The 11,494-nt window shown below is 56.1% G+C and carries 8 protein-coding genes and 1 pseudogene; 4 read left to right on the top strand and 5 right to left on the bottom strand.

What is annotated here, in order from left to right; all coding sequences use genetic code 11:
* Positions 1-152 precede the first annotated feature (152 nt).
* The 5 genes and pseudogenes from AABO57_28795 to AABO57_28775 form a co-directional block, all read right to left on the bottom strand.
* Entirely contained in the window at positions 153-410 is a 258-nt protein-coding gene (locus AABO57_28795) for a hypothetical protein (GenBank protein ID MEK6289732.1), read from the bottom strand.
* A gap of 893 nt (positions 411-1,303) precedes the next feature.
* Complete coding sequence (locus AABO57_28790; GenBank protein ID MEK6289731.1) at positions 1,304-2,245, bottom strand: DUF4365 domain-containing protein; 942 nt, start codon at positions 2,243-2,245, stop codon at positions 1,304-1,306.
* A 587-nt stretch (positions 2,246-2,832) separates the two neighbouring features.
* Positions 2,833-2,950: pseudogene (locus AABO57_28785) on the bottom strand (transposase).
* A 19-nt stretch (positions 2,951-2,969) separates the two neighbouring features.
* On the bottom strand, positions 2,970-4,553 hold the full coding sequence (gene hutH / locus AABO57_28780; protein ID MEK6289730.1) for a histidine ammonia-lyase: 1,584 nt from the start codon (positions 4,551-4,553) through the stop codon (positions 2,970-2,972).
* Entirely contained in the window at positions 4,550-4,822 is a 273-nt protein-coding gene (locus tag AABO57_28775; GenBank protein ID MEK6289729.1) for a CopG family antitoxin, read from the bottom strand. The genes hutH and AABO57_28775 overlap by 4 nt, the downstream gene beginning before the upstream one ends.
* A 328-nt stretch (positions 4,823-5,150) precedes the next feature.
* Here AABO57_28775 and rimI point away from each other — a divergent pair, with 328 nt between their 5' ends.
* The 4 genes from rimI to AABO57_28755 all read left to right on the top strand — a co-directional run bounded on the left by rimI (position 5,151) and on the right by AABO57_28755 (position 11,376).
* Positions 5,151-5,615: a ribosomal protein S18-alanine N-acetyltransferase gene (gene rimI / locus AABO57_28770; protein ID MEK6289728.1), complete on the top strand. Its 465-nt coding sequence runs from the start codon at positions 5,151-5,153 to the stop codon at positions 5,613-5,615.
* Positions 5,616-5,803: 188 nt separating this feature from the next.
* On the top strand, positions 5,804-6,973 hold the full coding sequence (locus tag AABO57_28765) for a YCF48-related protein (GenBank protein MEK6289727.1): 1,170 nt from the start codon (positions 5,804-5,806) through the stop codon (positions 6,971-6,973).
* 128 nt (positions 6,974-7,101) lie between these two features.
* Positions 7,102-9,537 (top strand): M14 metallopeptidase family protein, encoded by a 2,436-nt coding sequence (locus AABO57_28760; GenBank protein ID MEK6289726.1) that lies wholly within the window; start codon positions 7,102-7,104, stop codon positions 9,535-9,537.
* 99 nt (positions 9,538-9,636) lie between these two features.
* The gene (locus tag AABO57_28755; GenBank protein MEK6289725.1) at positions 9,637-11,376 is read left to right on the top strand and encodes a M28 family peptidase; all 1,740 of its coding nucleotides are present in this window, start codon (positions 9,637-9,639) and stop codon (positions 11,374-11,376) included.
* Positions 11,377-11,494: the final 118 nt, after the last annotated feature.

The raw sequence follows: 11,494 nt of genomic DNA, 5'->3' as shown, positions 1-11,494 counted from the left end.
TCAAACTCCAAGTGTCCTTCGAGTCCCGGCTTAGTTCAACCCAGACTTGCGCGGGCGGCTCAGGTGCCGTCTGAGGGAGAACGCCTCTGAGCGCGCCGCTCTCGGAGGTGAGTTCGCCCCTAAACTTTACCTCATGACGCATTTCGCTGATCTTAAATTGGCTGCACCCGGTTTTGGGCAGATGCCGATTTAGTAACAGGCTCTCCCCTGGTATCGCTGTCCATTCTTGGTTCCGTAACAAGCTCCTCCTTCTGGAACGCTGTTATTGTTGTACGGGCCGAGTTTCCCTGCATCAGTGCAACAATACTTAGGATAGCCCTTTCTCTCCTGCGAATCGCCACTGCCTTTTTTGTCACTGTCTTCCCCATAACAAGCCTTCCCTTCATATCGTCGCCCATCTTTAGTCCCATAGCAGGCTCCTCCTTCTGCGACGCTGTCGTTGTTGTATGGTCCAAGCACACCTGCCTCAGTGCAACAGTACTTTGGGTATCCTTTCTTTTCCTGAGAGTCCTTGCCTCCTTGACTCTCCTGACCAGAGGATGCCGATGCTTCATCGTAGCAGCGCAGGAAATTGTTCATACGGGCTGGTCCAGGCAGGTGCCCCCAAGGAGAGCCTGGATTGTTACGGAAGTATGGCGCGAATTGTTCAACGTCATCGCGATCAAAGAGGCCTTGTTTCTTCCCTGTTTGGATGGCCCAGCAATCAGCCTCTGTTTCCCTTGTAATAGAGAAACTGCTCAAAGTATGTCCTAGTGCATGGTGTGCACATTCATGGCCATACCAGAAAAGCTGAAGATTCGACGGCAATTTGGACAATAATGCTGTATTCATTTCTATTGTTGGAGGAACGCCTGGTCTTGCTCGCCCTATATCGTTCAGAAGAGGGTTGCCAACGAATGCAACTCGTTGCCCCGTACCAGCACTGACGCAGTAGACTGTCTTACCTCCAATCACTGGGTTGTAAGGATTGTTAATGTCAGTCTGTGCTATCGTTGATGCTGAACAGCACAGTGTCAAGACCGCAACGAGTGATAGTTTCTTAATCAGTTTCATTTTTTCTCCTTTCTACGCTGTGAGAATAATCAAAGGACTAGAGATCAAGTTTCCCATATATATATATATGCCGGAATTTAGGTTTCGTTACATGACGACATCTATATGTTTTTACCCGCCCATCCACAACCTTTCCGGGATAACGGGTTGCCTTGGGTCGCTCTGGCATTAGCAGCCTAACGTAGAGGTAACGGGCGCTGCGCGGCTTTATCGCGCAGCGTCCCTGTTGACCGCCGGGTTAGGTGCTGGTTCATAGACTTCCACTCTCGGGAAGTGCTCGATTCAGGGCTTGTGCCAACCCAAGAACCTCCTGGATGTCTTCGAGGACATGAAACATCGGCAGCAACGACGCAGTGATCTCTTTGTATTTGGTCTCGAACATCAGGTCTCCTTCGGCGTTCTCACCGCGGTAGACCAAGAATTTGCTCCGAACTTCGTCGTATTGTTGGAGCTTGTGCTCCACGACGCTAAAGAACCGGGAATTGTCTGTGGGTCGGTGACCGAATGCGCCGGCACGCAAACCTCCCATGAGACTGTCATGACACGCGAATGCGAAGCAGAAATCGTGAATCAGTTTCCGGAGATCTTCCGGACCTGATGGTTCGATTCGCTGTAGATCGATCACCGCGTTTGCGACAAGGCGATACAGAGCCGAGATGCTGAACAACAGATTCGCGAGATAGATGCCTTTTGATAGGCGCTCCATGTCTTGTGAGATAGACGCGTAGTACCTGTGCAAGTAGGCCGTTACTTCCTTCCGTAGATCGTGCTCGGCTGAACTGTGCCTGAGCGGAAGGGCGATCTCCCCATCGAGCTGAACTGCGTTCGGGTAGCTTGGATAGCAATGCTCTAGCCAGTCATAGAAGACTGTGTTGGTCGTTGTGTCAACAACAGCGATCATGGTTGGACTTAGCTTTGCGATCCAGTAGTTGATAGTGTTCTGACGCACATGCGCGTGCGGCAAAAGGCCGTTTGCGACATTGACTGATGTCCGTCCCTTGACCTGAACGACGAACTCCTCACCTGTTACGTATCCACTTCGTGCAATTTCGATACGAAGATCAAGTCCGTAGTCTTTGGTGACAGGTGCAACTACCCATGCAGGGTCACAGGCCGCGACAAAAATGTCAACGGCCTTGTCACCAACGATGTGTGACTGGGGTCGTTGCGGCAGTACTCGTGGTCGCTTCACTGGGGCACCTAACGTACAGGGTTTTATCCGCAATGCCCGTGAGGACTGACTGAGAAGAGAACTTGGGGCATTGTGGATAAACCCTGTTGAACTGAACCGCTGCTTCCGAGGCGCGAACTTACCGCTTTCTATGGGGATTGTAAAGAGGATTGCTGGTCAGTTGTGAGCCATGTGGTCGCAACAAGATTCTGCGCAGAGTGTAAGAGGCTCCGAGACGGGTACATGGGAAGAAAAGGCAACCTTGGAGCGGCGCAGAAGTCGGCAAGGGGATCGACTGGAGAGCGAACTTGTTTGGCTAAGGCAGACGTGTACGTGGACTCAAACATGAGCCAGAGGCGATGAGCAGCAGGAAGAAGGATGATGGGCGACGGGTTAATAAATGATGAATCCGGTGGCTTTGATGTATTAGCACGACAAGCTGCAAATTGGAGAGCTGGCAACTGTCCAATCACGATCAAGATATCAACCTTACACACGGGACACAGAGCTAGGTCGAAACCTGTTACTTCGAGCATCATCTGGCGAGTAGATTTCTTGGAGGTTAGGTGTGGTTGTTCCTCAAGACCTAGAAGTTCCCGGCAGTGTGCGAGGTTTTGCTTCTTAGAGCGGTTGGCGAGGAAGCCGAAAGCGGCGAATGCGCATGAAGCCATCAGGGAGGACGTGGAGCAAGAAGCGACGGATGAACTCATCCGACTCAAGTGTCATCAATCCCGAAGGCCAACGATCACACTTCGCCCAGGCGCCTGACAATCGGAACCAGCGATTCAATGTAACCCGACAGCGCAGCGTCACGCTCGAGGAAAGGCACAAGCTCGCGCACACGCGAGTAAGCTTCAGCCAACCTGGCGCCGGGCCTTAGCGGTTTCAGGAAGTCCAACCCTTGCGCCGCACACATCAATTCAATCGCGAGGATTATCTCGACGTTCCTGACTATCTGAGCGAACTTCAACGCCGAAGTCATGCCCATGCTTACATGATCTTCTTTGTTGCCCGAGGTCGGCAGATTGGTCACCGAAGCCGGATGCGCAAGCACGCTGTTCTCCCCAATGAGCGACGCGGCGACGACCTGCGCGATCATCAGGCCGGAGTTCATTCCAGGATCGGGTGTAAGAAAAGCCGGCAGCCCCGACAGATCCGGATTGACCAGCCGTTCAACGCGGCGCTCCGATATCGTCCCAAGGTCCGCGATAGCGATGGCCGCGTAATCCAACGTCAATGCTATGGGCTCGCCGTGAAAGTTTCCGCCTGATAGCACCTCGCCTGCCTCGGCGAAGATCAACGGATTATCGGTCGCGCTGTTGATCTCGATCTCGAGGATGCCCCGCGCGTGTGCCAGCGAGTCGCGCACCGCTCCGTGTACCTGCGGCATGCACCTGATCGAATAGGCGTCCTGGACTCGCGGGTCTACGCCGTGATCGCGATGTGACTCGCGAATCTCGCTGCCCTCGATCAACTCGCGCAACCGGCGCGCGCTCCTGATCTGACCGGGATGAGGCCGGACGGCGTGAATCTTGTGATCGAAAGCGACCGGCGTCCCCTTGAGCGCTTCGAGCGTCATCGCGCCGGTCACATCGGCGGCATCGGCTAGCCGCTCCGCGTCAAGCAGCGCCAATCCCCCGACCGCAGTCATGGCTTGAGTGCCGTTCAAGAGCGCCAGTCCCTCTTTGGCTTCCAATATGAGGGGCGGAATCCCGGCGGCTGCGAGTGCCTCGCCTCCGCTCATTCGCTGCCCGCCGTAGACCGCTTCGCCTTCGCCGATGACCACCAATGCAAGATGAGCCAGCGGCGCGAGATCGCCTGAGGCTCCAACCGAGCCGCGCGACGGTATCACCGGATGCACACCGGCATTGAGCATTCGAAGGAGAGTCTCGATGACTTCAACCCGGCAGCCTGAGTAGCCCTTCGCCAGCACATTCGCGCGTTGAAGCATCATCGCGCGAACGCTTCTCTCAGGAAGAGCGTCGCCTACGCCGCACGAGTGCGAGCGAACGAGATTGACTTGAAGCTCGCGAAGTTTTTCGGGCGGGATGGTGACGTCGGCAAGCGCACCGAAGCCGGTGTTGATGCCGTAAACGACTTCGCCTCGCGAGACAATTTCTTCAACGAAGCGGCGCGCGCTTTCTATGCGAGGCCGTGCGCCGCTGGCAAGCACCGCGTGGGAGCCATCCGCCACCTGGGCGGTTTGTTCGAGGGTGAGTGATGCGCCGTCGATCTGTATCAATTCCCGTCCTTCCGGTTTGAACTCCTGAATACTGTTTTGATCAGAGGCAGGTTGGGCGATGCGACGAGCGTCTTGGTTTAGACTCACGAAGCCTTCTGCTGCAACCATTGGTTAACCAGGGTCTCAGCAGACACTCCCTGTCGGCGAGCGATCCGATCTATTTTGCGTGCCAGTTCCTTGTCGAGTCGGAAGTGCCGGCGAACTATGTTTATCTCGACGTTAGGCACCTCCTTCACTTGATCCAAGTAGTCTGCCACGTTGTGCGTGTCCCAGAACTGTGCCGCTTCATCGATCGACTTGAAGTTCTCAGGGATCGGGTCACGAACTTTCTTTCTACTTCTTGCGGACCTTTCCATAGTGCGTCCATATCGCGAGTACCCAAAGCATCGACATCTTTTGAGTCCAGCCTGGAAGCCAAGGCGGGGAAAGCCTATTTGAGCGCCGAAGGGAAGTCAAATCTCGGGCAAGACCGTAGCCGATTCGCTTCAAGCGTTCGAGACAGCGCTACCCATCTAAAAATCAAGCTGCGCGAATCCATTCGTTGACGTATAATGAACGCGACTTTGGCGAGCACGACCTGATGTTACAATCAACTTCGAATCCGGTTTATACGTAGCCCTTTTTAGCGCTGGCATTCAAATGTGGCCGAGGCGGCGAAAAGAGAAGAACCTGCTTGAGTCTATGATGGCTGCTGTGACTCAGTCCGTTGTGATGCCGATGGGCCACGGCGATCTTCAAGAGTGTTGGCGCCTGGATCAACGTTGCTTCTCGGATGGAGAAGCCTACGACCGCGAAACGATCCGCTATCTTCTTTCTCATGCCCAGTCGGTCTGCCACAAAGTGATCTGGACGGGCGATCAGATGATCGCCTTCGTCGTCGGCATGATCGAGCCCGACGGCACCGGCCACGTAGTCGCCCTGGGAGTCGCCCCCGAACATCGCCGTTACGGACACGGCCGCCGCTTGATGTACGAGGTCGAGCAGGGTTTCCTCCGGCGCGGCGTATCGACCGTCCGTCTCGAGGTACGCACCTCGAACATCGTTGCGCAACAACTCTATCTAAACCTTGGCTACAAGATCGTGCGGCGAATGCCTCGCTACTACACCAGCGGGGACGACGGCTTCCTGATGGTGAAGAACCTGGCGTGAAGGAAATGAGGATCGAGGATCGAGGATCGAGGATGGAGGATAGAGGATGGAGGATAGAGGATGGAGGATAGAGGATTGAAGATCGCCTATTGATGATCGAGGCCCATCTCCCGCAAATCCTCCATCCTCGATCTTCGATCTTCGATCCTCAATCTTCCATCCTCGATCCTCGATGTAAGGGGATGTGGATGGAATTCAATAAGCGCGCGGTCGCATTCGCTTTTGTTTCATTTATTGCGCTCAGTGCATTCGGCTGCAAAGGTCCCACGGGCAATAGCAACAACCCACAGAGCGCAACGGGCGCCGCGCCGAAGCCCGGCAAATGGGTTGCCCAATATCGGGCGCCCGCCTCGCTGAGTTATTCCGCCATGGACCTGGCTGTTTTCTACTACACCGGGATCTCGGTTGTCTCGCTGAATGTCGTGTTCGTCTGCGGTGACACCCCGAACGCCAAGGGTGACGAAAGAATGGGCGTGATTGTCCGCACAACCGACGGCGGACAGAATTGGACCGACACCCCGATAGATATACCGAAGATGCACATCCCGACGTTGAACGCGATACACTTCATAAGCCCCGACGTAGGATGGGCCGTGGGAGTCGATTCCGGGGAAGACGGGGTCGTCGTGAAGACCACTGACGGCGGCTCGTCATGGACGGCGACCCGGATCAGTCAAAAACAAGTGCCGACGGCCGTTTTCTTTGTAGACGCCGACAATGGGTGGATGGGCGCCGCAACGCCTCCGCCCGGCGAGGACGAAGGTCTCGGCGGACCGAGCGCCCTGCTGACAACGACCGACGGCGGCCTCACGTGGCAAACGCGGTACAACCTTCCGATCTCGATCTATCGCGTTTTTTTCTTCGACAAGATGAACGGTTGGGCGTCCGGTTCAAAGGGCGTCATCTACAATACCTCGGACGGCGGATTGACATGGAACACTCAACGGACCGAGATAGAGACCGGTGACGGCCCTCAGGATCTCCACGGTGAGGGAATGAAGCAATTCGCGGTCAGGGGTCTCCAGTTCATTGATGAGGACAACGGATTCGCAGCCGCTACGGCAACGGAAGGAGTAGCCGGGCGTCTGCTCGTGACTTCCAACGGCGGCGTAGCGTGGCGCAGGCAGTGGATAGTTACCAATGCCGGCGTGCGCGATATCTTTTTCGTGAGCCCAAATGAGGGGTGGGCGCTCACGGAGGGGCCTTACGTTTACCACACGGTTGACGGGGGGCGCTCCTGGTTGAGCGAGCCGAAGGTCTTCGAACAGGATGTGACGCTCTCGAGGTTGGGGGGCGTGGACGCCGGCCACATCTGGGCAGTCGGCGCCGGTGCGATATTCTTTCGGGTGAGCGATTGATCGTCCCGACCGCAAGATACAAATCGTGGCCGTAACACCCAGCAGGCTGCTCAAGCATTCGGGTCCCGCCGTCGTCACGATCGATAGGTCATCTCCTCTTGAAATATCACTAAACCTGGAGAGTCTCAATGCATGCTTTCGGCGTGTTCCCTTTCAACAAGCAGATCGCCATCGCATTTCTCGTTGGCTCGATTCCGGTAACCAATGGTTTTGCGATCACCAATCACGTAGCGGCGCAGCACAACCGGCGCCCGACTGGCGCCGCCGCCAGGGCGGGGGTACCCGCGCCTCGGCAGGTCATCGGGTTCACGCCTGGCGACGACCGCAAGCTGGCTTCGTGGGCGCAAATCATCGACTACTTCAAACAGATCGCGCGTGCGAGTGATCGCGTCAAGTTTGAGGAGCTCGGCAAAACAACGCTCGGCCGGCCCTTCGTGCTCGCGACTATCTCATCACCCGCGAATCTCGCCCGCCTCGACCGTTTCAAAGAAATTCAACGCAAGCTTGCAGACCCGCGCACTTTCAATAGCAACGACGCTGAAGCAGAAAAGCTAATCGCCGAAGGCCGCACGATTGTGATGATCACCTGCGGGATTCACTCGACTGAGGCCGGCAGCAACCTGGTGTCGATGAACATCGCTTACAAGCTTGCTTCAGATGATTCGCCCGAAACGCGTGAGATACTCGACCGTTGCATAGTGCTGCTTGTGCCGTCGCTCAATCCGGATGGCGTTGACATAGTGAAGACCTGGTACGACAAGACGCTGGGCACACCGGCAGAAGGCACGAATCCGCCTGAGCTTTATCATCACTACACCGGCCACGACAACAACCGCGACTGGTACGCATTCACGCAGGTTGAAACGCAACTGACCGTAGACAAGGTGCACAACGTCTGGCATCCGCAAATCGCCCACGACATTCATCAGCAAGGCGACACCGGTACGCGATTTTTCCTGCCGCCCTACGTTGAGCCTTGGGAACCCAACGTGCCGCCGATCATTCAAGCCGGCGTAAACTTCATGGGTTCGTCGATGGCTTGGGAACTCATCGCCGAGGGCAAAGCGGGCGTGGTGACCAGCGGCGTTTATGACGCGTGGACTCCAGCTCGAGCTTATCAGCACTATCACGGCGGCATAAGGATTCTCAGTGAAACCGCGTCGGCGAGAATCGCCTCGCCGGCGAATATCGCTTTCGACAAGCTGACGCCACAGGTCGGCGTGAACCCGAAGGTGCGAAGCGCGAACTTCCCGCTGGTATGGCCCGGCGGAGAGTGGAAGCTGGCGAACATCGTGGACTACATGCAAGCGGGCGCGTTTGCGTTGATGCGAAACGCGGCGCGATATCGCGAACGCTGGGTACGAGACTTCTATCGAGTTGGGAAAGACGCGGTACGAGAACGCAAGCCCGGCGACCTTTTTGCGTTTTTGATTCCGGGAGTTACTTCTGAGAGGCGGGATAGCGACGAGACCTGGTGGAAGACCGATGGATGGAAAAGGCTCACAACTATTCTACGGCGGGGCGGTGTTGAGATCCTCGATGTAGCGTCTGCGTTCGAAGCTGATGGCAAGCAATATCCTGTCGGAACGAAGGTAATTCTAATGGCTCAGCCTTACGGCGCATTTGCAAAGACATTGCTCGAGCGACAGCGATATCCTGATCTGCGCGAGTACCCGGGTGGCCCACCGCGTCGCCCTTACGACGTGACAGCGCATACGTTGCCTCTGTTAATGGGAATCCGTGTCGTTGAAGTTGAGAAGCCCTTCAACTTCTCGAAAGCTTCGGAGGAACGCGATTATTTCCTGGCTCACACGGACCACGCCTCCTTGCCGCGTCTCGGTCTGTACAAGAGCTATGCCTCTTCAATGGATGAAGGCTGGACTCGCTGGGTATTTGGTCAGTACGGGAACATGGTCTCCTCCAAATCCGTCGTCGATTCGGATATCCACGCAGGCAACCTGCACGCCAAGTTTGATTGCGTGATCATCCCGGCCCAGAGCTCTCAGCAGATCGTTAACGGGCTGTCCAAGGATCGGTACCCGGCGGAAGTCGCGGGCGGCCTTGGCGCCGCCGGAGTTGATGCTCTCAAGAAGTTCATCGAAGACGGCGGAACAGTCATCACGCTTAACGAAGCTTCGCAGTTCGCAATCGAACAGCTTGGTGCGCCGGTTAAGAACGTGCTCGAAGGAGTAGCGGCGAAAGACTTCTACTGCCCCGGCTCGATTCTGAAGATCAAAGTAGACGCGACCAGTCCGATCACTCGCGGCGCGCCGCTGCTCGAGTCGTCACGCGATGAAAGCATCGCCTGGGTCGAGGGCTCGCTCGCGTTTGAGACAACCAGCGACGACGCGCGAGTGATAGCTCGCTTCGCCGATGCGAAGGAGTTGCTGTTGTCGGGTTGGCTGCTTGGCGGAGAAAAGATCGCAAACAAGGGCGCAATCGTCGAAGTGAAACGAGGTAAGGGCCGCATTGTGATGTTTGCGTTTCGTCCGCAGTATCGCGGCCAGAGTGTGGCCACGCTGCCTTTCTTGTTCAATGCGATTAACGGCAGCGTTAGCCGATAATGCGGCGCGTCCCGAAAGTCGAATCCCGAAGAGCTCGAATCCCGAAGAGCTGGCGTTCTTCGAGTCCTGGCGGTTAAATTGAAGCGGAGGAATCATAAGATGAAACGTTCGCGTGTTACGACTTCGTCAGTCCTGCTCGTTCTGATCCTTTCTCTCAGCGTTGTCGCCCAGATGCGCGCCACTCAGAGAGCGAAACCGCTGGGCCCGCCGCAAGCCGCGCTTGAGGTTATCAACGCAGACGGCGTGATGAGTCACATCAAAGTTCTTTCGTCGGACCAGTACGAAGGCCGCGGCCCTGGAACCCCCGGCGAAGATCTCTCGATCAAATACATCGCGGATCAGTTCAAGACGGTCGGTCTCGCGCCTGGCAACACCGACGGCACTTACTTTCAGAAAGTCCCGCTGGTCGGCATCGCCACTCAGCAAGACGTCGCGATGAATGTCAACGCGTCGGGCAAAGATATGAAGCTTCGCTCTCGTGAAGACTTCGTTGCGCGAAGCGTTCGTGTGGTCGAGAAGACTGGCTTCGATGCCGATATGGTCTTCGTTGGCTACGGCGTCGTCGCGCCCGAGTACGGCTGGGACGATTACAAGGGCATGGACGTGCGCGGCAAGGTCCTTCTTATGCTGGTCAACGACCCGGCGGTTCCTGATCCAAAGAACCCGGCGAAGCTCGACGAAAAAATGTTCAAAGGCCGCGCGATGACTTACTACGGGAGATGGACTTACAAGTATGAGATCGCGGCCGAGAAGGGCGCGGCCGGCGTCTTTGTTATTCACGAGTGGGATAGCAAAACGAACTCAGGCCCGGCGGGTTATCCATGGGAAGTGGCCCGCGGGATGATGACCAGCGAGAACTTCGACCTCGTTGCCAAAGACAACAATATGTCGCGAGTCAATGTCGAGGGTTGGATCACCGACACCAAGACCAAAGAGATTTTCAGCGCCGCCGGGATGAGTTTCGAGGCGATGAAGAAAGCCGCTACGCGAAAAGACTTCAAACCAGTCGATCTGAAGGCGCATGCGAAACTCGAGCTGTCGCAGAAGACCCGCTTCATCAATTCGAACAACGTCGTAGGCAAGCTCGAAGGGTCCGACTCCAAGCTGAAAGACGAGTACGTTATCTACACCGCGCACTGGGACCATCTCGGCGTAGGCTTGCCCAACGAGAAAGGCGATAAGATCTACAACGGTGCTCTCGACAACGCGACTGGCTGCGCGGGCTTGATCGAAATAGCTCGCGCCTTCAAATCGCTCCCAAACCCGCCGCGCCGCTCGATCCTTTTCTTGTCGGTCACCGCGGAAGAAAAAGGATTGATTGGCTCGAAGTACTACGCAGAGAACCCGATCTACCCGTTGGTGAAGACTGCCGCCACCATAAACATGGATGGGTTGAATCAATGGGGCCCGACACGCGACTTCACGGTAGTCGGACTTGGCAACTCGACGCTTGACGACGTGTTGCGTCAGGCGGCGGCCGAGAAGAAGCGCGTGTTGAGACCCGATCCCGAACCCGAAAAAGGTTTCTACTATCGTTCGGATCACTTCAACTTCGCGAAGGTGGGAGTACCGGCGCTGGACCCAAATGACGGGATAGATTTCATCGGCAAGCCGGCGGGTTGGGGGCAGAAGAAGCGCGATGAATACACGGAGCACGACTATCACAAGCCTTCCGACGAGATTAAGCCGGACTGGGATCTGTCAGGAGCGGCCGAGGATTTGCGCTTGTTGATGACCGTCGGTTACCGCGTTGCGAACACCGCCAAGTATCCGGAGTGGAAACCGGGCACGGAATTCAAGGCCAAGCGCGACGAGATGCTCAAGAACGCGGGCCGGTGAAGAGTTCGTAGTTCGGCCTTCAGGCGGAAGTTTGTCGTTCAGAGTTCAGAGTTGAAGCTATAGCTTGCGTCCAGGGCGTTTACCGATCGAATCACGCAAGCTAAAGCATGAACTATGA

Source organism: Acidobacteriota bacterium (assembly GCA_038040445.1).
Lineage (GTDB): Bacteria > Acidobacteriota > Blastocatellia > UBA7656 > UBA7656 > Onstottus_A > Onstottus_A frigus.
This window is presented reverse-complemented; position numbering and strand designations above follow the sequence as displayed.